This window comes from Streptomyces flavofungini, from assembly GCF_014650815.1.
Taxonomy (GTDB): domain Bacteria; phylum Actinomycetota; class Actinomycetes; order Streptomycetales; family Streptomycetaceae; genus Streptomyces; species Streptomyces flavofungini.
On record NZ_BMVR01000022.1, the window covers coordinates 79,184 to 103,066 of the forward strand.

Annotated in this window: 14 protein-coding genes and 1 riboswitch; of the genes, 7 read left to right on the forward strand and 7 right to left on the reverse strand. The window is 73.5% G+C overall.

Features of this window, described 5'->3' with window-relative positions:
* The first annotated feature begins 126 nt into the window (after nt 1-126).
* A riboswitch (cyclic di-AMP (ydaO/yuaA leader) is annotated at nt 127-262 on the forward strand.
* Nucleotides 263-273: 11 nt separating this feature from the next.
* Together IE274_RS36690 and IE274_RS36695 are read left to right on the forward strand one after the other, a co-directional pair.
* Nucleotides 274-1,389: a M23 family metallopeptidase gene (locus tag IE274_RS36690; RefSeq protein WP_190120268.1), complete on the forward strand. Its 1,116-nt coding sequence runs from the start codon at nt 274-276 to the stop codon at nt 1,387-1,389.
* Between the two features lie 167 nt (nt 1,390-1,556).
* The gene (locus tag IE274_RS36695; protein ID WP_190120269.1) at nt 1,557-2,501 is read left to right on the forward strand and encodes an aldo/keto reductase; all 945 of its coding nucleotides are present in this window, start codon (nt 1,557-1,559) and stop codon (nt 2,499-2,501) included.
* Nucleotide 2,502: 1 nt separating this feature from the next.
* Here the strand turns inward: IE274_RS36695 and IE274_RS36700 are convergent, their stop codons facing one another.
* The 4 genes from IE274_RS36700 to IE274_RS36715 form a co-directional block, all read right to left on the reverse strand.
* Nucleotides 2,503-3,882, reverse strand: coding sequence for a PrsW family intramembrane metalloprotease (locus IE274_RS36700; protein WP_190120270.1), 1,380 nt, complete (start codon nt 3,880-3,882; stop codon nt 2,503-2,505).
* A 59-nt stretch (nt 3,883-3,941) separates the two neighbouring features.
* On the reverse strand, nt 3,942-4,841 hold the full coding sequence (trmB, locus tag IE274_RS36705; RefSeq protein ID WP_190120271.1) for a tRNA (guanosine(46)-N7)-methyltransferase TrmB: 900 nt from the start codon (nt 4,839-4,841) through the stop codon (nt 3,942-3,944).
* 184 nt (nt 4,842-5,025) lie between these two features.
* Nucleotides 5,026-6,231, reverse strand: a complete 1,206-nt coding sequence (gene lhgD, locus IE274_RS36710) for an L-2-hydroxyglutarate dehydrogenase (RefSeq protein WP_190120272.1) — start codon at nt 6,229-6,231, stop codon at nt 5,026-5,028.
* Between the two features lie 121 nt (nt 6,232-6,352).
* Complete coding sequence (locus tag IE274_RS36715) at nt 6,353-7,816, reverse strand: NsdA family TPR-like regulatory protein (RefSeq protein WP_190120273.1); 1,464 nt, start codon at nt 7,814-7,816, stop codon at nt 6,353-6,355.
* Nucleotides 7,817-8,630: 814 nt separating this feature from the next.
* Here IE274_RS36715 and IE274_RS36720 point away from each other — a divergent pair.
* Together IE274_RS36720 and IE274_RS36725 are read left to right on the forward strand one after the other, a co-directional pair.
* Nucleotides 8,631-10,721, forward strand: coding sequence for an asparagine synthase-related protein (locus IE274_RS36720; RefSeq protein WP_190120274.1), 2,091 nt, complete (start codon nt 8,631-8,633; stop codon nt 10,719-10,721).
* Between the two features lie 553 nt (nt 10,722-11,274).
* The gene (locus IE274_RS36725; protein ID WP_190120275.1) at nt 11,275-14,739 is read left to right on the forward strand and encodes an AfsR/SARP family transcriptional regulator; all 3,465 of its coding nucleotides are present in this window, start codon (nt 11,275-11,277) and stop codon (nt 14,737-14,739) included.
* 73 nt (nt 14,740-14,812) lie between these two features.
* On the opposite strand, the gene IE274_RS36730 is transcribed toward IE274_RS36725, so the two are convergent.
* Nucleotides 14,813-16,870 (reverse strand): sigma-70 family RNA polymerase sigma factor, encoded by a 2,058-nt coding sequence (locus tag IE274_RS36730; RefSeq protein WP_190120276.1) that lies wholly within the window; start codon nt 16,868-16,870, stop codon nt 14,813-14,815.
* A 210-nt stretch (nt 16,871-17,080) separates the two neighbouring features.
* The gene (locus IE274_RS36735; protein ID WP_190120277.1) at nt 17,081-17,893 is read right to left on the reverse strand and encodes a TetR/AcrR family transcriptional regulator; all 813 of its coding nucleotides are present in this window, start codon (nt 17,891-17,893) and stop codon (nt 17,081-17,083) included.
* A 373-nt stretch (nt 17,894-18,266) separates the two neighbouring features.
* Between IE274_RS36735 and IE274_RS36740 the strand changes: the two genes are divergently transcribed.
* Together IE274_RS36740 and IE274_RS36745 are read left to right on the forward strand one after the other, a co-directional pair.
* Nucleotides 18,267-19,625 carry an NAD(P)/FAD-dependent oxidoreductase gene (locus IE274_RS36740; RefSeq protein ID WP_190120278.1) on the forward strand — a complete coding sequence of 453 codons (1,359 nt, stop codon included), beginning with the start codon at nt 18,267-18,269 and terminating at the stop codon, nt 19,623-19,625.
* Nucleotides 19,626-19,867: 242 nt separating this feature from the next.
* Nucleotides 19,868-21,541 (forward strand): ATP-binding SpoIIE family protein phosphatase, encoded by a 1,674-nt coding sequence (locus IE274_RS36745; protein WP_190120279.1) that lies wholly within the window; start codon nt 19,868-19,870, stop codon nt 21,539-21,541.
* Nucleotides 21,542-21,621: 80 nt separating this feature from the next.
* Here IE274_RS36745 and IE274_RS36750 read toward each other — a convergent pair whose 3' ends face one another.
* Nucleotides 21,622-22,896, reverse strand: coding sequence for an MFS transporter (locus tag IE274_RS36750; protein ID WP_190120289.1), 1,275 nt, complete (start codon nt 22,894-22,896; stop codon nt 21,622-21,624).
* 115 nt (nt 22,897-23,011) lie between these two features.
* On the opposite strand from IE274_RS36750, the gene IE274_RS36755 reads away from it, so the two are divergent.
* Nucleotides 23,012-23,560: a MarR family winged helix-turn-helix transcriptional regulator gene (locus IE274_RS36755; RefSeq protein WP_190120280.1), complete on the forward strand. Its 549-nt coding sequence runs from the start codon at nt 23,012-23,014 to the stop codon at nt 23,558-23,560.
* The last annotated feature ends 323 nt before the right edge of the window (nt 23,561-23,883 follow it).

Below are 23,883 nucleotides of genomic sequence, written 5' to 3' on the forward strand. Positions count from 1 at the left end.
CTGATGTCCCTTGTGTTCGTGGCGTAAGCGTTAACGATCAGTCGGAACGGCTTGGAATACGGCACCGCTGTCTATTAACGTTCGATAACGCAGCGCGGTCGTCCCAGCCGGCACTCAAGTCGGCTCCGTGCGCACGCGCCTAATCCCGCAAGGGAGCCGGGGAACCACCACATTGGGGTGAATCGGGCACGTTCCACGCCCGTAGGAGACCTTCCTGCTCCGAACCCGTCAGCTAACCCGGTAGGCGAGAAGGAAGGAAAGGAGTGCGCCCCAGTGGCGTCCAACCGGCCTGCCCCCGAAGCGCTCTACGTACCGAACGACGACTCCGAAGAGGGACCGCAAGGTCCCTCCGGTTCCACGGGGTTCGGCGGGTACGCCCCCGAGGAGCCGTGGGAGGAGTGGAACCCCACCGCGGAGTCCATCCGCCCCGTGCGCGGCCGGCACCGGGTCCACAAGAAGGGCGGCGGCGGGCTCGCGCGCAGCTCCACCGTCCTCGGCGTCGGCGTCATCGCGGCCGTGGGCGCGGGCGGCATCGCCACCGCGCAGGGCGGCAAGCCGCCGGTCTCCATCGCCATGCCGGACATGTCGGCGGTCACCGACCAGCTCCCGGAGGCCAAGTCCCTGCCGGGCGTGGGCTCCCTGATATCCGACGGCTCCGACGACGGTGCCGAGACGACCACCGCCGCGGCCGCCGCGCCCCTCAGCTCCGCGGGCGTCACCGGCGCCGACGCGGAGCGGGGCACCACCGGCGCGGGCGAGGCCCTGCGCGCCCGCATCATGCAGCAGGCCGAGAACCAGCAGCACCAGGCCGAGGACGCCCAGCGCAGCGCGGCCGAGGACGCCGCCGTGCGGAAGGCCGCCGAGCAGGCCAAGGCCCAGCAGGACAAGGCGAAGGCAGCCGCGAAGGCCAAGGCCGCCGAGGAGAAGCGCAAGAAGGAAGCGGCCGCGCGCAAGAAGGCCGAGGCGGAGCGCCTCGCCAAGCTCGCCAAGGCGTTCTCGCTGCCCACCTCCTCGTACACCCTCACCTCGCACTTCGGTGACTCCGGCTCCATGTGGTCCTCCGGCCAGCACACCGGCCTGGACTTCGCCGCCCCCACCGGCACGCCGCTCAAGGCCGTGCACACCGGCACCATCAAGTCGGCCGGCTGGTCGGGGTCGTACGGCTACCGCACGGTCCTGGAGCTGGAGGACGGCACCGAGATCTGGTACTGCCACCAGTCCTCGATGAGCGTCAGCGTCGGCCAGAAGGTCACCACGGGCGACGTCATCGGCCGCGTCGGCGCCACCGGCAACGTCACCGGGCCGCACCTCCACATGGAGGTCCACACCAGCGGCGGCGCCAACATCGACCCGCTGGCCTGGCTGCAGGGCAAGGGCCTCAACCCGTAACACCCCACCGGCTCCGGCGGTCCTGGCGACGACCCCCCGACGCCAGGGCTGCCGGTTGAAGTCCATGACTTCGCAGACCGGAGCCACGGAGTCTTCGGAGACCGGAGCCACAGAGTTCCGTGGGCCACACACGGAATTCCTTTTCCGACGCGGACGTTGAGCCCCTTATGACCACTCTCCGCCCGCTGGGCTCCTCCGACCTCGAAGTCTTCCCCCTCGCCCTCGGCGGCAACGTCTTCGGCTGGACCGCCGACGAGACACAGTCCTTCGCCGTTCTCGACGCCTACACGGCTGCCGGCGGCAACTTCGTGGACACCGCCGACGTGTACTCGGCGTGGGCTCCCGGCAACAAGGGCGGCGAGTCCGAGACCGTCCTCGGCCGCTGGCTCGCCGCGCGCGGCAACCGCTCCGACGTCGTCATCGCCTCCAAGGTCGGCGCCCACCCCGACTACAAGGGCCTCGCGGCGAACACCATCAAGTCCGGAGTCGAGGAGTCGCTGCGCCGCCTCGGCACCGACTACATCGACCTGTACTACACGCACTACGACGACCCGTCCGTGCCGGTCGAGGAGTTCGTCACCGCCCTCGACGAGCTGGTGCGCTCCGGCAAGGTCCGCGCGATCGCCGCGTCCAACATCAGCGCCGATCGCCTCCAGGAGTCCCTGGACTTCTCCGACCGGGAGGGCCTGGTGCGGTACGTCGCGCTGCAGCCGCACTACAACCTGGTCTCCCGCGACACCTACGAGGGCCCGCTCCAGGAGGTCGCGTCGCGCTCCGGCCTCGCGGCCATCCCGTACTACTCGCTCGCGTCCGGCTTCCTGACCGGCAAGTACCGCCCGGGAACCCAGGTCGACAGCGCGCGGGCGGGCAACGCGGGCGCGCACCTGGAGACCGAGCGCGGGCAGCGCGTCCTCGCCGCCCTCGACGCGATAGCCGAGGAGCGCGGCGCCGAGCACGCGACGGTCGCCCTCGCCTGGCTCGCCGCCCAGCCGACGGTGGCGGCCCCGCTCGCCTCCGCGCGCACGGTCGAGCAGCTCTCGGCGCTGCTCGCGGTGGCCGACCTGGACCTGACCGAGGGCGAGGTGGCCCGCCTCACCGCCGCCTCGGCGTGAGTCAGGTGCGGTAGGGGTTGTACGAGGGGTAGGCGGGGCCGTACGCGGTCTGCGGTGCGCCGTGCGCGGTGCGGGGCGGGGCGTACGCGGTGTGCGGCGGGGCGCAGGTGCCGTGCGGCGGGCCGTACGCGGTGTACGGCAGCGGCACCACGACCGGTGCGGTCACCCGCGCCGCGTACGCGAGCGCCGGGCGTGCCACCTCGCGGCGCTCCCACAGCGCGTCGAGCAGTTCCCGCTCCCGGACGGCGAAGTCGGCGCGGGCCCGGCCCCGGCCCGCCCGGTGCCGCAGCAGCGCGAGCGACGTCGCGTACGTCTCGTACGCGGCGACGGTCCGCCCGCCCGGTCGGCCCAGGTGGTGCGTGGCGTAGTCGCGGGCGAGGTTCCGGGCGGGCATCGAGCCGAGCGCGAACGGCTCGGCCGCGGTGAGCCAGCCCGCCGCCACATAGGCGGGCAGCTCGGCGCGCACCAGCCGCAGTTCGCGCTGGCGCAGCCAGACGGCGAGCCAGCAGAGCAGCCCGAACAGGGGCAGCATGAAGGTCGCGTACACGACGAAGAAGCCGTACTCGCCGAAGCTCGCCGAGCCGTTCCAGAAGGCGTGCAGGCCCATCGCGAGCAGCAGCCCGGCGATCGGCAGGAGCACCCGGCGCACCGTATGGCGTTCGCCGCTGAGGGCGGCGATGCCGAAGCCGATGCCGGTGAGCACGGTGAACAGCGGATGCGCGAACGGGGACATCACCACCCGGACGAAGAACGTCGCCGCGGTCACCGACGCGAGGCCGGTCTCGCCGCTGAGCTGGTCGGTGCCGAAGGCGTTGCCGAGATAGAGGATGTTCTCGGTGAAGGCGAAGCCGGTCGCGGTGACGCCCGCTATGACGAAGCCGTCGACGACACCGGTGAAGTCGGTTCTGCGGAAGAGGAAGACGAGCAGCACGGCCGCCGCCTTCGCGGTCTCCTCGACGATCGGGGCGATGACGGTCGCGCCGAGCGTGTCGGCGCTCGTCGGGTCGGCCGTCGCCGTGGCTATCCAGCGGGTCGCGAAGCTGTTCGCCACGATCGCTATCAGCGCGGCCGCGCAGGCGCCCCAGGCGAAGGCGAACAACAGGTTCCGCCAGGGCCCGGGCGCCACCCGGTCCAGCCACCGGAACGCCGCGATCAGCAACGGCACCGGCAGCGTCGCCAGGCCCAGGCCCACCAGGAACCCCTCGGTGCCGGTCTGCTGGCGCACCAGAGCGAGGATCACCAGACCGGACAGCGCGAGCAGCGTGACCAGGGCCGCCGCCCGGATCGCCCGCCGCTGCCACCAGTGCGCATGCCGGGCCCCGGGTGCACCGGCCGACCCGGCGGGTGCCGGGCATGTCGGGTACGCGGGACTGGTGGCCACGGCTTTGACAGTAACGAGGGTTGCGGCGGACCGCGATGGTGCCTCGGGGTCCGGGGGTCTCAGGAGCGGGGCGGGGCCTTGGGGGCGGTCGGGGCTGCTGTTGTGTCTGCCGGGGGCGCGGGAGGTGCTTCCGCCGGGGGCGCGGGGGGCGTTTCCGCCGGGGTCGGCTGCGGCTGCTCCGTGAGGGTGGCGGCGCGGCGGAACAGGAGGTCGTGGACGACGTGGCCCTTCCGCAGGCCCTGGCCCTCGAAGCGGGTCTGCGGCCGGAAGTCCGGCCGGGGCGCGTACCCGCCGTCCTCCCGCACGTTCTCGAAGTCCGGATGCGCGGTGAGCACCTCCAGCATGTGCTCCGCGTACGGCTCCCAGTCGGTCGCGCAGTGCAGCACGGCTCCCGGCTTCAGCCGGGGCGCGAGCAGGCTCAGGAACTCCGGCTGGATCAGCCGCCGCTTGTTGTGCCGGGCCTTCGGCCACGGGTCCGGGAAGTACACACGGACCCCGTCCAGGGCCTCCGGCGCGAGCATCTCCGTCAACAGGATCACGGCGTCGCCGTTCGCCACCCGCACATTGGACAGCCCGTTCCGCTCCGCGAGACCCAGCAGGTTGCCCTGGCCGGGGGTGTGGACGTCCACGGCGAGGATGCGGGTGCCGGGGTCGGCGGCGGCCATCTTGGCGGTGGCCTCGCCCATGCCGAAGCCGATCTCCAGGACGACGGGCGTCGGCCGACCGTCCGGCTGCTCGTCCGCTGCGAACAGTTCGTCCAGGTCCAGGACTTCCTTGCCGTCGATGTCCAGCCCCCACTGGGGCCAGAGCCTGACCAGGGCGTCGCCCTGGGCGGTGGTGACGCGGCTGCGGCGCGGCGTGAAGCTGCGGATCCGCCGCTCGAACCTCGACCCGGTCGGGTCGGGGGCGGGTCCGTCGGGGAAGCGGGGGGTGCCCTTCGGGCGGGGATTCTCAGACACAGTGGGGCGATTTTACCGGGGGTGGACCCTGCGGGGCGTTCCCCGGTCCCGCCCCTTCCCGATCCTGGGGCTCCGCCCCAGACCCCGCTCCTCAAACGCCGGAGGGGCTGGAACCTACCGGCACATTCTCAGCCCCCCGGTTCCGGAGAAGGGGCTGGACCGGGGTGCCCCGCGAGGGCACCGCTCACAGCGCGGCCAGGACCCGCCGCGCCACCTCCCGCCCGATCGGCAGCGATGCCGTCGCGGCAGGCGAGGGTGCGTTGAGGATGTGGACGGCCCGAGCCCCCTCCCGGATGAGGAAGTCGTCGACGAGCGTCCCGTCCCGCAGCACGGCCTGCGCCCGCACCCCCGCCGAAGCGGGAAGGAGATCCTCGGCCCGCACGGCGGGCAGCAGCCGCCGCACGGCGTCGGTGAAGGCCCCCTTGGACAGCGACCGCCGCAGCTCCCCGGCCCCGTACCGCCAGTGCTCCCGGGCCATCCGCCAGGCTCCCGGCCAGGCGAAGGTCCCGGCGAGCTCACGGGGATGGACGACGGACCACCCGTACCCCTCGCGGGCGAGCGCGGGCACGGCGTTGGGCCCGACGTGCACACCCCCGTCGACGCCGCGCGTGAGGTGCACGCCGAGGAAGGGAAAGGCGGGATCCGGCACGGGATAGACGAGCCCCCGCACGAGCCCGGGCCGCGCCAGCGTGAAGTACTCCCCTCGGAAGGGCACGATCCGCATCCCGGGGTCGTCCCCGGTGAGCCGGGCGACCCGGTCGCAGTGGAGCCCGGCACAGTTCACCAGGACCTTGCCGCGCACGACGTCGCCGGAGGCGGTGCGCACGGCGACCCCGAGGTCGGCGCGCCGGTCGACCCGCACGACCTCCGCCCCGTAGCGCACCTCGACCCCGGAGGCCCGGGCGAGCTGCGCGGCGACGGCTCCGTAGTCGCATATCCCGGTGGTGCCGACGTGGATGGCGGCGAGGCCCTCCACGCAGGGTTCGTACTCGGCGATCTGGGCGGGTCCCAGCTCGCGGACGGGAATGCCGTTCTCCCGGCCCCGCTGGACGAGGGCGTGCAGCCGGGGCAGCTCGGCGCGGTCGGTGGCGACGATGAGCTTGCCGGTGACCTCGTGCGGGATGCCGTACTCGGCGCAGAACTTGACCATCTCGGCGGCCCCGCGCACGGCGTACCGCGCTTTGAGGGAGCCGGGGCGGTAGTAGATCCCGCTGTGGATGACGCCGCTGTTGCGCCCCGTCTGGTGGCGGGCGGGGCCGCGCTCCTTCTCCAGGACGGTGACCCGGGTGCCGGGCGCGGCCCGCGTCAGGGCATACGCCGTCGCAAGGCCGACGATCCCGCCCCCGACCACGAGCACGTCACAGTCGTACGCCACAGCACCTCGCCCCATCGCCCTTCACCTCCCACCCCCGATACTGCCTTGCGCCACTGACAACCCCGCCAAACCTGCGATCGGGGAGCGCCGGAGCGCGCCCGTGCCCGCGGTGGACGACCGTGCCGCGGGGCCGGGCCTACGCGGGCGCGACCAGCAGCGGCCGCGCCCGTTCCCGCAGCTCCACCACCCGGGGCTCGTCGCCGTACGGCTCCAGGCGGTGCAGCAGGTCCTTCACGTACTCCGTGGTCCGGGCGGAGGAGATCCGTCCGGCGACCTCCACGGCCCGCACCCCCTGCTCGCAGGCGGCGTCGAGGTTCCCCGACTCCAGCTCGGCGACGGCCGACACCACGAGCCGTAACCCGTGCGAGCGCACGAACTCCTCGGTGGGCCGCGACAGCGCCTGCTCGGTGAAGCGGCGCACCTGGCGGGGCGCCTTCAGGTCGCGGTAGCACTCGGCGGCGTCCGCGGCGAAGCGGTCGTAGCCGTAGAAGCCGAGCCAGGAGGGGTCGTTGTCGCCGTCCCTGGCCCGCTCCAGCCAGCCCTCGGCGGCCCGCAGCGCGGCCCCGGCGGCGGGCGCGTCGCTGGCGCGCGCGTGCGCGCGTGCCTCCACGAGCCGGAAGAAGCTCATGGTGCGCGCGGTGGCGAGCCCCCTGTTGCGTTCGAGCGCGGCCTGCGCCAGGTCCACGCCCTCGTCCCCGAAGCCGCGGTACGTCGCCTGGAGGGACATGGACGCGAGGACGTACCCCCCGAGGGGCACGTCGGCGGCCGCGCGGGCGAGCCGCAGGGCCTGGATGTAGTACCGCTGCGCGGCCTCCTGCTGGCCGGTGTCGAAGGCCATCCACCCGGCGAGCCGGGTGAGTTCGGCGCTGGCTCCGAAGAGGGCGCGGCCCACTTCGTCGGAGTACGAACCGAGCAGCAGCGGCGCCGCCTCGACGCGCAGGCACTCGGGGACCATGGAGGAACGCCAGTCCCCGCCGCCGTACTTGGAGTCCCAGCGGCGCGCGTCCTCGGCCGCCTCGCGCAGTTTCAGGACGTCGCTGTGGCCGACCTTCATCGGCGGTCCGCCGTCGTCCTGGTGGGCCGCGTCGGGCCCCCCGTCGAGAGAGGCGTGCGAGGCGTGCGAAGCGTCACGCGCGACGGAGCTGTCGGCCGGGGTTATCAGCCAGCGGGACGCGGGCGTGGCGTACGCGCTGACCGCGAAGGAGCCGGCCAGGGACTGCCAGATGCCGCCGCCGGTCCTGCGTCCGGCCAGGTCCAGGCGGTACAGCTCGGTGGCCGACTTCACGGCGGCGCCCACGTCGCGCGGGAAGGCGAGACCCACTTCGGGGGCCGGATCCGCGTCGGCGAGGCCGATTTCGTGCAGCGGCACGGGGCGGCCGAGCTTCTGCCCGATGGCAGCGGCGATGAGGTGCGGGGCGGCGCCCTGCGGCACCATGCCCTTGGACACCCAGCGGGCCACCGAGGTCTTGTCGTAGCGAAGCGTCAACCCGCGTTGGGCACCGAGGTCGTTGACCCGGCGCGCGAGTCCCGCGTTGCTGATTCCCGCGAGGGCGAGAACGGTGCCGAGCTTTTCGTTCGGCCCGCGTTGCTCCCTGGACATGGCCACCCCTCGACACAGACGGCTGCCGGGCAGTGGCTTGACCGCGCGGCATTCGTGCTGCGTTCCCCGGGGACAGCGATGGGCGCCCGGCCCGTCGGCGTGTCGCGCGCCGCGGCCCCGTATCCCCGGCCGCAAGAGCACTTGGCCGAGCCCCCAGGTATATGCCTCCGCGAAAACATCAGCACACCCAGCGTAGTTCCACGGATCCCAAGCGTTAAGAGGCGCAGTTCCGTATGGCGAGATTGTTGTCTGTACGGGAGTGCGGGGCCGCCGCTGCGCGCTCCGGGTGTGTGGCCGTGCGCCTGTGTGTGCGCTCTTCTCCGGCCATGTGGGGAGCGCTTCCATGGTGATGCGTGGGTCGGCCCGCTGCGCTGGAGTCAGTGGGCTGGGGGACACCGCCGCCTCCATCCCCGCGGGCGGCGGACCGGTCCGGGAGGCGAGCACCGCCTCCCGGGCTGTGCGTGGGTGTCGCGGCACGGTGGGGCGTGTTCGGCCATGGCTGAATTGGCCGAAAATCGACCCCACGAAAGTGTGCCCAAGCCGTCCCACGTCCCCTTGTCGGTGCCGTTGCGGCCTCAACGACCGATCGCCCAGGGCGCGTTCGCGCCGGTGTGAGCGCCTCCGTAGGCACTCCCGCGCGCCTCCTTCGTGGCAGCATGGGACCTCGGTCCCTCGGTTCCCGGGCGCACTGGTGCCGCTTCTGGCCCCCGCTCCCCGGTTTCCGTACTCGGGCGGACCAGTCGCGGATCAGTCCCGGACGACCTCCGGGGCGGTTCCTGGGCGCACTGGTCGCCCACAGCCTGTGGAGGCGGCGATGCGGTGGTTGGTGGGGTGGAGCAGTACCACCACGGGGCCTACGCCCGCCGTAGGCACGGCGGGTGCCACCGGTGCCGACGGCGAGACGCTGCACCCCGTGGGGTCCCAGCTCCTGTGGGGTGACCCGGACCCGCTGTGGGCGGTCGGCGACTGGCGCGCCGACGAAGTGCGCACCGTGAAGGCCGACGACCGCACCCGCATCGCCGTGCTCGGCACCTGCGGCGCCAGCGACGAGGAGCTGCGGGTCAGCCTGTTCGCCGCGCGCGGCGGCGCCCTGCGGCACCTCACGGCCTGGCCCGGCAGCTACACCGCGGTCGTCCAGGTCGGCCGCCGCGTGATGATCGCCGGTGACCTGGCGGGCGCGCGGCCCGTGTTCTTCACCTCCTGGGCGGGCGGCACGGCGTACGCGACGGCCGCGCTGCCGCTCGCCGACCTCATCGAGGCCAACCTGGACATCGGGCACCTCGCGGCGCTGCTCGCGGCCCCCGACGTCCCGGAGGCGCTGCAGGACTCGACCCCGTACCAGGACGTGCGCCGTGTGCCTCCGGGGCATGCGCTCATCCTCCGCGCGGGCGCACGGGAGATCGCCGGGTACGAACCCGTCGCCTCGCTCGCCGTCGCGGCGCCCGCGGCCGACGAGGCCGGTGCGCTCGGTGGGGTGCGGGACGCCCTCGTGGAGGCGGTCCGCGCACGACTGCGGGCGCCACGGCACGTACCCGGCACGGACATCGACCCCGGGCCCGTGCCCGGCATGGGGCCCGCCGAGCGGCGGGCCGCGCGGGGCATGCCCGTGCCCGGCATCGGAGCCGACCTCTCCGGAGGGCCCGCCTCGGGAACCCTCGCCCTCCTGGCCGCCGGTCTGCCCGGGATGCCCGGCACGGTCCTCGGGCACGGCACCGGCGCGGGGGAGCGGCTCCTCGCCGTCACCTTCAACGACCTCGTGTCCGGCGGCCGCGAGGCCGAACTGGAGCGCGCGGGCGCCATCGCCGCCAACCCCCGGCTGCACCACGTCGTCGTCGCGGCGGGCGAGGAGGCGCTGCCGTACGCCGATCTGGACGGGCCGCTCACCGACGAACCCAGCGCCGTCATCGTCACCGCCCAGCGGCACCGCGCGCGGCTCGCGTCGGGCAGCGCCGATCACTTCACCGGCTACGGCGCGCGGCAGGTCCTCGACGCCCATCCGGCGCGCCTGGCCGACCTGTTGATGGACCGCAAGCGGCGGCACCTGGTGCGGCCCGTGACGGCCCTCGCCAAGGCCGAGGGCTCCGTCATGGTCCCCGCGCGCGTGTACGGCGCCGCGCGCAAGCTCGCCCGTACGACGCACCGCGCGGGCGTCCAGTCGCTCGCCGACCGCCTCCTCCACCGCCAGTTCGAGGAGCCCGGCGGGGCCGTGGGCGCCTCCCTCGCCGCCCTGGCCTGGTCCAGACCGGGGCCGGCGGCGCGCTGGCTGACCGGTGAGGCCCTCGCAGAAGTATCGGTTCGCCTCCAGGAGACGGCGACGCGGCCGGGCCCCGGGCCCGGCCAGCGGCCCGGCGAGTTCCGCGCGCGTGCGGCGCTGTTCCGGCACGCGGCGGATCTGCGCGTCCTGGAGCAGGCCGCCGAGGTGCGTTTCCAGCGGCTGCACGCGCCGTTCCTCGACAACCAGGTCGTACGCGCCTGCCGGGCGCTGCCGGAGTCCCTGCGGGTACGGCCCGGGGCGCGCGCCGCGATCCTGCGCAGCGTCCTCGAAGGCGCCGGGGTCACCGAGCTCCCGCCCGGCTGGGGGGCGCCCTCGCACGCCTCCGCGGCCGCCGCCGCCCGCACCGGGCTGCGGGTCGCCGTGCACGACCTCGTCGACCTCTTCGACACCCCCCTGCTCGCCCAGGCGGGGCTCGTCGAGGCCCGCGTCGTCCGCAAGGCCCTGCGGGCCGCTGCCGACGGCGAACCCCTCCCGCTGGACGGCCTCGCCGACCTCGTCTCCACCGAGATCTGGCTCCGCCGCCTCCTCTCCCGCCGCGGCACCTGCTGGACCGGCACCCCGGCCCGCCAACGCGCGGTCCCCACCGGCACGGTCGTCCCGGAACGGGGCGCACTGGGCGCGGGCCGCTGACCGCTGCGCGGGGCTCAGCGGGACGGCGTGCGCCAGCCTCGGCGCGGGGTGCAGCGGACGGTGGCGCCAGCCCCGGCCGGGGGTTCGCCGGAACGCTCCACCAACTCCGGCCCGGGGTTCGCCGGAACGCTCCACCAACCCCGGCGGCCCCGCAACCACCCCGCCGCTCCGCGGCGGTTTTCTCCCACCCGCCCACCCGTTTACTGGAACATCAGCTCCGGGCGGCAGCCTGCGGCTACGGGAACATCAGGCTTCGGGCGGCAGCCCGCGGCACTGCCCACCGCCTGCTCGGGCGAGCCGTGCGCACCGGTGCCACAACGGCCCGTCCGGCGTCGCCGAGCTGAGTGGGCAGCCGTCTGCTGCCGTTCCTCCCAGGTGGGGGCTGCTGGGCCGCCCAGAGGGCGATGGGGTCCCCCTGCTCAAGCGAAGCCGAGAGCTTGGGGATGGGCACGGCCCGGTTCACGGCCCAGCGACGGCAACGGCACACCCACTCCCCAGCGCCCCCGCCAGCAATAGACGCGACGCATCCCACGCCACCGGCCAGAATGGCCCCGTGCGGTACCAGATCCTGGGCGCCACGCAGGCGCACGACGACCAAGGGACACCCCTGCCGGTGGGAGGCCCCCGGCTGCGCTCCCTGCTCGCGGCCCTGGCCCTGAGAGCGGACCGCACGACCCCCGTCGACACCCTCATCGACGACATCTGGGCGGACACCCCACCGGCGGACGCCCCGGCGGCACTCCAGGCCCTCGTGGGCCGACTGCGAAGGGCCCTGGGCCGGGGCACCATCGCCTCCGAGCCCGGCGGCTACCGCCTCACCGCCCCGCCCGACGCAGTCGACCTGCACCGCTTCGAACGCCTGACCCGCGAGGGCACCGCCGCCCTGGACCGCCAGGACCCGGCGACCGCGGCCCGCCTCCTGCGCGAGGCCCTCTCCCTGTGGCACGGACCCGCCCTCGCCGACCTCCCCGACCGCACCGCGGCCACCCGCCCCGAGGCCCGCCGCCAGGAGGCCACCCGCGCCCGGGCCGAGGCGGAACTGCTGCTCGGCCGCGCCCCGGACGTCGTACCGGAGCTGAAGGAGCTGACCACCGACCAGCCGTACGACGAGGCGCTGCGCGCCCTCCTCATCCGCGCCCTGCGCGACGCGGGCCGAGGCGCGGACGCCCTCGCCGCGTACGAGGAGGCCCGCCGCACCCTCGCCGAGGAACTCGGCACGGACCCGGGCCCGGAACTGCGCGCCCTGCACGCGGAGTTGCTGGCCGGGCCGACGAGGCCGCAGGCGGCCAGGGGGCATGCGGCCAGGGGGCAGGCGGCCAGGGTGCGGGCTCAGGCCCAGGCCGCGGGGCAGGCCCAGGCCCAGGCCCAAGCCCCGGCCGAAGCCGCGCCCGACGCCCGGCGTCCCACGGGAACCATGGGCATCACACCGCCCCCGAGCCCCCGTCCTCCCACAGAGCGCCAGGGCAATCTCCGGCCCCGGCTGACTTCTTTCGTGGGGCGGGAACCCGAACTCGGGGCCATCCGTTCGGATATGCGGAGGGCACGTCTGGTCACGCTCACGGGACCGGGCGGCTCCGGGAAGACCCGCCTCGCAGAGGAAGCCGCCGCCGGGCAGCCGAGCGCGTGGCTGGCCGAGCTCGCCCCGCTCGACCGGCCGGAGGCGGTCCCCGGAGCGGTCGTGAGCGCGCTCGGCCTGCGCGAGACGGTGCTGATGACCAGTGAGCTGACGATCCCGCACGGCGACCCACTGGCCCTGCTGGTCGAGTACTGCGCCCCGCGCAGCCTGCTCCTGATCCTTGACAACTGCGAGCATGTCATCGGCGCCGCCGCCGAGTTGGCGGAGACGCTGCTCACCCGGTGTCCGGACCTCACGATCGTCGCGACCAGCCGCGAACCCCTGGGCGTGCCGGGCGAGTGCGTGCGCCCCGTCGAGCCGCTCCCGCCCACCCCGGCGCACCGCCTGTTCGCCGAGCGGGCGGAGGCCGTTCGCCCCGGCTTCGACCCGGCCGGGGACGCGGAGTCGGTGGCGGAGATCTGCCGCCGCCTCGACGGCCTGCCGCTGGCGATCGAGCTGGCCGCCGCCCGCCTGCGGATGCTCACGCCCCGCCAGATCGCCGACCGTCTGGACGACCGCTTCCGCCTGCTCACGAGCGGTTCCCGCACCGTCCTGCCCCGCCAGCAGACCCTGCGGGCGGTCGTCGACTGGTCCTGGGACCTGCTCGACGCCGCCGAGCGCACGGTCCTGCGCGAGGTGTCCGTCTTCGCGGGCGGCTGGGACCTGGAGGCCGCGGAGGCGGTCTGCTCCGGATCGGCCGCGGACCTCATCGGCGCGCTCGTCGACAAGTCCCTGGTCGTCGCGCAGCCGTACGACCCGGCAGCGAGCGTCGAGGGCCCGGACGGCGTGGGTCTCGGCGGCGGGGGTTCGGACGGCGTGGGCCCCGCGATGCGCTATCGCCTCCTGGAGACCATCCACGAGTACGCGGCGGAGCGCGCCGCCGAGCCCCCCCAGACGCGCGCCGAGGCCGAGCGGCGGCACAGCGCGTACTTCCGCGCGTTGGTCGAGACGGCCGAGCCGCTGCTCCGCTCCGCCGGGCAACTGCCGTGGATCCACCGCCTGGAGACCGACCTGGACAACCTCCGCGCGGCGTTCCAGCGCTCCGTGGCGGCGCGCGACGAGGAGCTGGCCACGGCGTTCGCCCTGGGCCTCGGCTGGTTCTGGTGGCTGCGGAACTACCGCACGGAGGGCTCCGAGTGGGTCGGCAGTGTGCTCGGCCTGACGCTGCCGCCGGGCGCTCCCGAGGAGTCCGGGCAAGGCGCGTCGTCGCTCACCACGGGCGCCGCGGGACTGGACGCGGACCTCGCGAACGAGGACACCCCGGTGTTCTGGCCCCGCATGAGCCTGCGGATGCTGCACCTGTTCCTGACGGTGGAGTCCAGGCCTTCGGAGATGCTCGACGGCGGTCTGGAGCCGGACTACATCCGGCGGGTGCGGAACGTGTTCATCCGTCCGGTGCCCGAGGGCGGCCGATTCCCCGGCCTGGTGTGGCCGTTCACGCTCTACTTCGGCGACTCACTGGGCTGGGACGCCGACGTCCTGCCGTACCTGGACCTGGCGGTCTCCAACTGCCGTCGTTTCGGCGGCGACTGGGAGGTCGCGATCACGCTGATGTTCCGGGTGCACACCAGCGTCGACCGACAGGGCAACCTGGACGGTGTCGACGAGGACCTGCGGGAGCTGCGGGAGCTGAGCAAGCGGGTGGGCGACCGGTGGCTGCGCGCGCAGGTGTGCAGCGCCGTGGGCGAGGCGGCGATGGCCCGCAGCCACTACGAGGAGGCCCGCGGGGAGTACGACGAGGCACTGCGGCTCGCCTACGAGGTCGGCGCGTACGCCGAGGCCCCCTTCCTGATCGCCCGCCTCGCGGAGATCGCGTACCGCTCGGGCGACCGCGAACTCGCCGTGAAGGGCCTGGAGGAGGCCAACATCGCGGGCGATCGGTACGGGGTGATGGACTCCCGTGCCTTCGTCCGCCTGATGAGCGCCGACATGGCCCTGGGTGACGGCGACGTGGCGCGGGCCCGCGCCCTGTGCGACGAGGCCCGCGAGGCGTCCGAGCGCGGGACGCTGCCGCCCCAGTTCGCCGCGGGCCTCGGCGGCGTGGAGGCACGCATCACGGCCGCCGAGTCCACGCCGGGCGCGGGGCTCGCCGTCCTCGCCGAGGTGCTGCCGGAGGCCCTGCACGCCCACTGCTCGGAGTTGGTCGTCGCGGGCCTGGTGGACACCGCCGCCGTCCTCGTCTCCCGGACCGGCGACCACGCCCGCGCGACCCGCCTCCTCACCTTCGCCACCCACTGGCGAGCCGGCTACGAACGCCCCATGCCGGACCGCGCCGAGGCCGAGCACACAGCCAGAAGGGCCCGCGCGGCCCTCGGCGACGCGACCTACGAGCAGGAGTGCGCCGCGGGCGAGGCCATGTCCATGGACACGGCCCTGGAAGAACTGACGGCGATGGCCGACTGACCGGCACCACGGCCTCGGCGCTGCCGCGCTGACCGGGGTCGCCGCCCGGTCGGCGCTCCGCCGCCCCGACGGCTCACACGCACGAGACCCGCGACTGCGCCCAGTCCGCCAGGGCCGTCGAGGAGAACGGGGTGTGGGGCTCCACGACCAGGCGGATCGTCTTGCGGCCGGTCAGGCGGACCCGCACGGGTACCGCCGCGTCGCCGCCCTTCATCAGGGGGGACTGCCACAGCCGTACTCCGTCGGCGTAGACGGAGAAGCGCATCTTGCCGAGGCCCATCGTCATGTCGTCGACGCCGACGAGTGCCTCGTAGGAGGAGCACGTGCGGTTCAGGTCGATGGTGACCGAGGAGCGGCCGTGGACGGTGACGCCGTGGCCGTAGCGCTTGTCGGCGATGGACATGCCCCAGCGCTGCCAGACCCAACTGCTCTCGCCGAGCCGCATTTCGGGTTTGGTGCCGTCGCCGTTGAGGCCGTACTCCAGCTGGTTCCACTGGAAGACGCGCGGCGCGGGCGGCGGTGGGGGTGGCGGCTTCGGGGTCGGCTTGGGCGGGGTCGGCCTCGGCTTCGGTGGTGGGGGCGGCTTGGGCTTGGGCTTCGCCGGTGGGGGCTTCGGTTTCGGGCTCGGCTTGGGCGTCGGCTTGGGGGTGGGTTTCGGCGACGGCTTCGGTGGTGGGGGCGGCTTGGGCTTGGGAGCGGGTGGCTCCGGCTTCGGCTCGGGCTTGGCGGGCGGCGGCTTGCGCGGGACGACGGGGGCGGAGTCCGACGCCTTCGCCTGCGGCGGGTCCTCCTTGGGCTTGGGGTCACCGGCGAGCGCGATCGCCACGGCGACCCCGGCCGCGACGACGACGCCCGCCGCGATCGCGGCCTTCGCGGGCGCGCCGAGCCCTTCGGACGCGGCCGCGCCCCCGGCCCCGGCTGCCGCGCCGCCACCGCCCGCCGCGGCCCCGGCAGCCCCTGCCGCACCCGCGCCGACGGCACCGCCGCCGACGAGCGCGAGCACCTTCGCGTACCCGGCGGCACCGAACCAGCCGATGACGGCGACCGGCACGACCGCGGGGATGCTGCTGGCGACTTCCTTGATCTGACCGGCGGCGACCCGGCAGTCGGCGCACTCCTCCAGGTGCTTGCGCAGGCCGCGTTCGGCACGGGTGCGCAGGCCGCCGCGGGCGTAGGCGCCGAGTCGGTCGGCGTAGCGCGCGCACTCCTCGCTCTCGGTGCGGGTGGCGCTCACATGGGCCTGGAGGTAGGCCTGCTTGAGGCCTTCGCGGGCGCGGCTGGCGAGCACGCGGGTGCCGTTGGCGTCCAGGCCGAAGAGCGTGGCGACGTCGCTCGGGGACTCGTCCTCGACCTCCGTGTGCCACAGCACGGCCTGCCAGCGCTCGGGCAGGCTGCGGAATGCCTGCATGGCCAGGGACTGCTCGGCCTCGTGCATGGCGCGCACGTCCGCGCCCAAGTCGAGTGTGTCGTCGTCGGAGACTTCGGAGCCCCGGGCGGCCTGCGCGGCGAAGAGCGCGAAGTCGTCGACCAGTTGCTCCCGCTTCGCGGACTTCGTCCACCCGGCGGCGACACGTCGCACCGTGGTCAGCAGATAGGCGCGCACCGCGTGCTCGGGACCGGACCCGGACCGCACGGCTCCCAGCATCCGCGCGAAGACCTCGGCGGTGAGGTCGTCGGCGGTGTGGGCGTCGCGACAGCAGGTGCGGGCGTAGCGGCGTACCGATTCGGCATGCCTGCGGTACAGCTCTTCGTACGCGGAGTCGTCGCCCGCGCGCATGCGCTCGATGAGGTCGGCGTCGGACGGCGGGACGTCGGGACCGGTGCGGGCACCGGGCACCGCGGCCTCCGTGCCCCCGGCGGCACCGGGACCGGCAGGACCAGCGGGTCCACCGGACGGGGGACCGCCTCCCGGAACTCCCTCCGATCCGCGCTCCCGCTGCGTCGGCACACTGGGATCGGGACCGGCCGCCCCGGCCCCGCCGGAGCCACCGCCCGCAGGACCACCCGCGGCGCCGGAGCCCTGGGTCCCGCCGCTGCCACCGGGACCGCCTTGGTTCGGCACCTGCCGGGGAGGAAGCCCGCTCGACTCACCCCCGCCGGGGGTGGGCTCGTCCCGCCCGTCAACACTCATCGCGGAAAGCCTCCGCATGCACACTCGGACCCGAACACCGGGCAAGAGTGCCACACGGTCGCTCCGCATCGAATAGCGAAGACGAGCAACCACCCGTCCGGGGCGAGTTCCCGCAATGGAGCACTAGCGTTCACTCGTTCGGGGAATGCTCAACTCCCGTGCGAAGAACGGGAGTTGAGCATCACGGGCTTGAAAGTCCCACGTGAACGGCTACGCGGGCCGCGACCGCAGCCCCTCGAGCAGGATGTCGAGCAGCCGCGACGAAGCCGCCGCCTGCTGCGCGGCGTCCGGCAGCGAGGGCGCCGCCGTGGCTATCACGAGCAGCACGTCCGACACGGTCACGTCCGCGCGCAGCTCACCGGCCGCCCGCGCCCGCTCCACGAGCCGGCCGACGACCTCGAGCAGCGCCGCCGCTCCGGCGTCGTCGCTCTCCTCCGCCGGTGCCGGCCGCTGCTCCACGAGCCGCAGATCGGGCGCGGACAGCGAAGTCACCTGCCGCTGCTGCGGCACCCGGGCCTCCGCCGACCCGACCGTCCCGGCGATGCCCGCGGCGGTCGTGCCCGCGGCGCCGGCCGCGCCGGCCGCGTCCTCTTCGGATTGCACCCGCAGCACCTGCGGCGGCAACAGCCGCCCCGCGCCCGAGGCCACCGACGTCCGCAGGAAGCGCGAGAGCGCCGACCACGGCTCGTCCTCCTGGCCGAGCGCCGCCCGGGCCTGTTCCGTCAGCCGGGAGGTCTCCTCCTCGGCTATCCGTCGCACCAGTACGTCCTTGCTGGGGAAGCGGCGATAGACCGTGCCCACACCGACGCGGGCGCGGCGAGCCACGTCCTCCATCGGTGCGCCGTACCCCAGCTCTCCGAATACCTCACGCGCCGCGCGCAGCACGTGTTCGAGATTCCGCTGCGCGTCCACGCGCAGCGGTGTCGAACGCGGTCCGTCCGCCATGTCACGGCCGTTTCCGCCCGTGGCGACGGCTGCTGCCGACGCGGTCGCGGAAGTCCAGTGAGAGTCCTGAATGTGCATATACGTTCCCCCGGTAATGACGTCTCCCCCCGGAGACACTCCCCGCCATCGATGACCGGCGTGTGGGCGACAGCTCCTCTACGAGTCCGGCAAACCGGACCCGACGAGCGCATCCCCCGACACCCCGACGTCACACGAACATAGTTGAGCCAGAGTCAATTCAGAAGAGGTGGGTTCCGCACAGAGCGCCCCCCGATCGGAGTACGCACCGTTTCCCACCCGATTGCCCCCCGCACCACCACCCTGCCACCACCCTCTGACCTGCGCACATTCCATCAGCTCCGAGGGCCGGGCGGCGCGGCGCCGCCAGCGACTTCCTGTCATACAAATTGTCGAGCCTGTGGACAAACACGAAGTGCGGGTGCGTCATGGGATGGTGACGGAACCTGTGCGCATTCTCGTTGTCGGTGGTGGCTACGTCGGGATGTACACCGCGCTGCACCTCCAGCGGAAACTGAAGCCGGAGCTGAAGCAGGGCGCGGTGGAGATCGTCGTGATCTCGCCAGATCCTTATATGACGTATCAGCCGTTCCTGCCCGAGGCGGCGGCCGGTTCGATCTCACCGCGCCACGTGGTCGTGCCGCTGCGCCGGGTCCTCGACAAATGCCGGGTGATCGTCGGCGAGGTGCGGTCCGTCGACCACGCCAAGCGCACCGCGTCGTTCACCACCCTCGCCACCGTGGAGGAGGGCGCGGGCCCCCTCGACATCACGTACGACGAACTGGTCCTGGCCCCCGGCTCGATCTCCCGCACCCTGCCGGTCCCCGGTCTCGCCGACTACGGCATCGGCTTCAAGACCGTCGAGGAGGCCATCGGGCTGCGCAACCACGTCATCGAGCAGATGGACATCGCCTCCTCCACCCGCGACCCGGCCGTCCGCGACGCCGCCCTGACCTTCGTCTTCGTAGGAGGCGGATACGCGGGCGTGGAGGCGCTCGGCGAACTGGAGGACATGGCCCGCTACGCCGCGCGGTACTACCACAACGTCAAGGCCGAGGACATGAAGTGGATCCTCGTCGAGGCGTCCGGGCGGATCCTGCCCGAGGTCGGCGCGGAGATGGGCAAGTACACGGTCAGCCAGCTGCGTAAACGCAACATCGACGTACGCCTGGAGACCCGCATCGAGTCCTGTGAGGACCGCGTCGCCGTGCTCGACGACGGCGCCCGCTTCCCCACCCGCACCGTCGTGTGGACCGCGGGCGTCAAACCGCACCCCCTGCTCGCCGCCACCGACCTGCCCCTGAACGAACGCGGCCGCCTGAAGTGCACCGCCGAGCTGGCCGTCGAAGGCGCGCCGCACGCGTGGGGCGCGGGTGACGCCGCCGCCGTCCCCGACGTCACCGCCGCCGAACCCGGCACCGAGTGCGCCCCCAACGCCCAGCACGCCGTGCGCCAGGCCAAGGTCCTCGGCGACAACATCGCCGCGACCCTGCGCCAACGGCCCCTCCAGGAGTACGCGCACAAATACGTCGGCTCCGTGGCGTCCCTCGGACTGCACAAAGGTGTCGCACATGTCTACGGACGCAAGCTGAAGGGCTACCCTGCCTGGTTCATGCACCGCGTCTACCACCTCAGCCGGGTGCCCACCGTCAACCGCAAGTCCCGTGTACTCGCCGAATGGATCCTGTCCGGCCTGTTCAAACGCGAAATCGTCTCCCTCGGGTCGCTCGAACACCCGCGTGCGGAGTTCGAACTCGCAGCCGGGGGCGAGCGCCCGAAGGGGTCCCGATGACCTCCGACAGGAACTCCCCGGACGGGTCCGGCGTCTGACGGATGTCAGTCCCGTCGGCCAGACTGGACGTGTGACCATGATGGGCGGGCACACCCAAGACGGGCACACCCAAGAGAAATCGTCCGCTCCACGCCATGCTGTGTCTTCCCTGGAGGCGGCGCCCACAGCCGCCGCGCCACCGGCCGGACCCCCGGCCGCACACCCCCGCCCGATCCAGAAGCGACACCACGAGGCCTACCGCAGTGAACTTCACGCGCTGGAGCGCCCGGCTCCCCGGAACACAGCGCCGCGCCGCGGCGCGCACCAAAGCCGGCGGTTCCCCGGCACAGCTGGGCGAGAGCTCCGTCCCCGCGGCCCGCGCCGAGCGCCTCGCGGACACGCAGAGCCTCGCGGACACGCCCGCCGGCGGCGTGGACGAACTCCCGGCCCGCGAGGTCCTCGACCGCATCCCGGCCCTCGTGGCCCTGGTGCACGGCTCCGACCACCGCATCGCGTACGTCAACGACGCGTACACCACGGCGTTCGGCGCCCGCCCCGTCGGCGCGCCCGCGCGCGAGGCGCTGCCGGAGCTGGACGAGGTCGGCCTGCTGCCGCTCCTGGACCAGGTCCTGCGCAGCGCCAAGCCGCGCACGGTCAAGTCCCGCAAGGCGCCCGGCGGCCGGTCCTACACCTTCACGTGCACGCCGGTGTCGCTGTCGCTGAGCGGGCCCGCGGGCGACGGCTCGGGCGGCGTGCTCGTCTTCGCCGCCGACGTCACCGACCACGCCGAGGCCGCCGAGCGCCTGCGCGCCAGCGAGCGCACCCAGCGCGAGACGGCCGTCACGCTGCAACGCTCACTGCTGCCCCAGGAGTTGGAGCAGCCCGACGACTTGCGCATCGCCGCCACGTACCAACCGGGCGGCACGGACGCCGCGGTCGGCGGCGACTGGTACGACGTGATCACCCTCGGCGGCGGCCGCACCGCCCTGGTCATCGGCGACGTCATGGGCCGCGGGGTGCGCGCGGCGGCCGTCATGGGCCAGCTCCGCACGGCCGTGCGCGCGTACGCCCGCCTCGACCTGCCCCCGCACGAGGTCCTGCAGCTCCTGGACGGTCTCGCCTCGGAGATCGACGCCAGCCAGATCGCGACCTGCGTCTACGCGGTGCACGACCCGAACGAGGGCAGCCTCGCGTACTCCTCCGCGGGCCACCTGCCGATCCTCGTGCGGGACGAGAACGGCACGATCCACCGCGCGGACGAGCCCACGGGTCCGCCGCTCGGCACCGGCGGCTGGCTGCACGCCTCCGGCTCCCTGCCGCTCGGCCCCGGCTCCACCGCCGTGCTCTACACCGACGGCCTGGTGGAGCGGCGCAGCGAGGACATCGACGAGGGCGTCGCCGCCCTGGAGCGCGCCCTGGCGGGGGCCACCGGCACGCCCCAGGTGGTCTGCGACCGCCTCATCCGCGCCCTCGGGGTGACCGCCGACCACGACGACGACGTGGCGGTCCTCGTCCTGCAGCAGCCCGCCCGCACGGGCGTGCACGCCGACCTGTTCCGCAACGCCGCCCTGGAACTCCTCGGCGGTGTGGAGGCCGCGCCCCGCGCGCGGGCCTTCGCCACCGGTGTCCTCGCGAGCTGGCGCTTTCCGCCCGACCTGCACGACCTGGGCGTCCTCGCCGCCAGCGAACTCGTCGCCAACTCCCTGCAGCACGGCACCCCGCCGATGCGCCTCCGGCTGCGCCGCACCGACCGCCGCCTGATCATCGAGGTCACCGACGGCGACGACCACCTGCCGCGCCGCCGCCGCGCCGAGCCCGCCGACGAGGCGGGCCGGGGCATCGCCATCGTCGCCACGATCGCCTCGAACTGGGGCTCACGGCGCACGCCCGGGGGCGGCAAGGCGGTCTGGTGCGAGTTCGCGCTCCCGCGCGCGTGAGGCACCCATGACTACGCGCGCGCAGGCAGTGCCCACGCGCGCCTAGTCCCGTGTAGTCGGGGAGTGCGCGAACCGCGCTCCTAGGAGTGCGCGGCCACGGTCTCCGGGGAGTCCGGTGCGCCCTGCGCCACCACACGGCTCTTCTGCAGGTGCGGGTGGTTCTGCGCCGGGCTGAGGTTCCGGCCCATGCGCAGCGCGAGCACCGTGATGCCCAGGGAGAAGAGCAGGAACGTCACGATGTACGGAGCGTGCAGCGTGGCGCCCATCGGCCCGCCCACGGCCGGACCGACCGCGAGCGCGAGCTGCTTGACCAGCGCGAAGGCGGAGTTGTACCGCCCGACCATGGACTCCGGCGCCAGGTCGGCGACCAGCGGCGCGACGGTCGGCGCGAGCATCGTCTCGCCGAGCCCGAACAGGGCGTACGTCGAGATGAAGGCGGCGGTCGCCATGGCCTGGCTGCCGTGCCCCAGCCCCGCGTACCCCGCGGCTATCCAGGCCACGGCCCAGATGAGGCCGACGGCCGCGATCACCTGCGAGCGCTTGCGGCGCTCGACGAACCGCAGGACGGCGAACTGCGCGATCACGATGGCGCCGGTGTTGGCGGCCAGGGCGATGCCGAGCGTGGACGGGGATATCCCGGCGGCCTCGACGCCGTACGCCGAAAGGCCGGACTCGAACTGGCCGTAGCAGGCGAAGAACAGCACGAAGCCGAGGACGCAGAGCTGCAGCATCACGCGGTTGCGGAATACGTCCCTGATGCTGCCGCCGGACTGCGGCGTGGCGTCGGCGATGCGCGCCGAGCGGGGTATCCGGGCCGTCAGCATGATGCCGATGAGCACCAGGAAGATCACGGTCTCGATGGTGAAGAGGAGCGTGAAGTCACCCGGCCGCTCGTGCTTCACGATCTGGCCGCCGATGAGGCCGCCGATGCCGAGGCCCAGGTTCTGCAGGAAGAACTGGGTGGCGAAGGCGCGCGTGCGGGTCGCGGGCGTGGAGCACTCCACGATCATCGTGGCGAGCGCCGGCTGCATCACGGCCTGACCGGCGCCGAGCGCACCGGCCGAGAGCAGCACGAACGGCGCGCTGGCGGAGAGGCCCAGGCTGAGCGCGCCGACGGCGGCGGTGGACAGCGCGGCGATGAGCACGGGCATCGGCCCGCGCCGGTCGATCGCGCGGCCCGAGAAGGGCAGCACGATCAGCGCGGCCACGGCGAACGCGGCGAGCACGAGGCCCGCGGTCACCGCGCCCAGGTCCCGGACCTGCGCCACGTACACGTACAAGAAGGGGACGGTAAACCCCAGACCGAACGCACTCAGCGCGTTGCCCACGTGGATCCGGCCCATCGCAGCGCCCATCGCCTTGTTCACTTTCACCTGCCTTAGGACTGAAGACTTCGAAGCTAAAGTTAGGATCTAAACAATACACACCGAAGGACTTCGACGGCAAGCGGCCCCGTGCCATACTGCGGCCATGGGCGATACCCCCGGCCCCACGGAGCCGACACTCGAAGAGCAGATCGCCGCCTACCAGCGGGAGTTCCAGGGCCTCGACCCCCAGGTCGAGAAGATCGTCTCGGCCCTCGGCCGCCTCAACCGCCGCATGAACGTCGCCTACGGCCGCCAGACCGCGACGCTCGGCATCAGCAACGCCGAGTGGGAGGTCCTCAAGGCCCTGGTCCTGTCCGGCGCCCCGTACCAACTGGGCCCCGGGGATCTGGCCAAGCGCCTCGGCCTCACGCCCGCCGCCATGACCCACCGGATCGACCGCATGGTCAGCGAGGGCCTCGTCACGCGCGAGCGCGACGAGAACAACCGGGTACGCGTCATCGTCGAGCTGACCGCGGAGGGCAGGGAGAAGTGGCTGGAGGCGATGCGCCTCGCCACGGTCTTCGAGGACGACCTCCTCCAGGACCTCACCCCCGTGGAGCGCGGTGTCCTCGGCGAGGTCCTCACGCGGCTGCTGCGCCGGGTCGAGCACGCCCAGCCGGACGCGGGCGGCCGCCTCACCGACCTGGACTGACGCTCCACTCCCTCTTGTACTGAGGGGTGCGGCGCTCCGGACGGCGCAGGTTGACAGTCACCTGCCCGATCCGTAAGGTTCTTCGGGTTGCCGCCGAGCCGTAACGGTTCTGCGACAGCAACTCCCGCCGCTCACGCGGCCACTCAAACCACCTGCACGATCTCCCCTCGGGGATGATTTCGGCACGCCCGAATTCATTTCCCTGATCTTGTCGCGACCGGAAACGGCCCGATTAGGAACTGCCGGGAGAATCCGCTAAAGTTTGAGACGTCGGAACGGCCCAACAGCCGGGAAGACAACCCCGGTTGACTGGGAATCAGGCC

What these genes read in the sequence shown, in the direction of transcription:
- IE274_RS36695 (WP_190120269.1), top strand. Translation starts at nt 1,557, where the DNA reads ATGACCACTCTCCGCCCGCTGGGCTCCTCCGACCTCGAAGTCTTCCCC.
- lhgD (WP_190120272.1), bottom strand. Translation starts at nt 6,231, where the DNA reads ATGGGGCGAGGTGCTGTGGCGTACGACTGTGACGTGCTCGTGGTCGGG.
- IE274_RS36715 (WP_190120273.1), bottom strand. Translation starts at nt 7,816, where the DNA reads ATGTCCAGGGAGCAACGCGGGCCGAACGAAAAGCTCGGCACCGTTCTC.
- IE274_RS36720 (WP_190120274.1), top strand. Translation starts at nt 8,631, where the DNA reads ATGCGGTGGTTGGTGGGGTGGAGCAGTACCACCACGGGGCCTACGCCC.
- IE274_RS36730 (WP_190120276.1), bottom strand. Translation starts at nt 16,870, where the DNA reads ATGAGTGTTGACGGGCGGGACGAGCCCACCCCCGGCGGGGGTGAGTCG.
- IE274_RS36735 (WP_190120277.1), bottom strand. Translation starts at nt 17,893, where the DNA reads ATGCACATTCAGGACTCTCACTGGACTTCCGCGACCGCGTCGGCAGCA.
- IE274_RS36740 (WP_190120278.1), top strand. Translation starts at nt 18,267, where the DNA reads ATGGTGACGGAACCTGTGCGCATTCTCGTTGTCGGTGGTGGCTACGTC.
- IE274_RS36750 (WP_190120289.1), bottom strand. Translation starts at nt 22,896, where the DNA reads ATGGGCGCTGCGATGGGCCGGATCCACGTGGGCAACGCGCTGAGTGCG.
- IE274_RS36755 (WP_190120280.1), top strand. Translation starts at nt 23,012, where the DNA reads ATGGGCGATACCCCCGGCCCCACGGAGCCGACACTCGAAGAGCAGATC.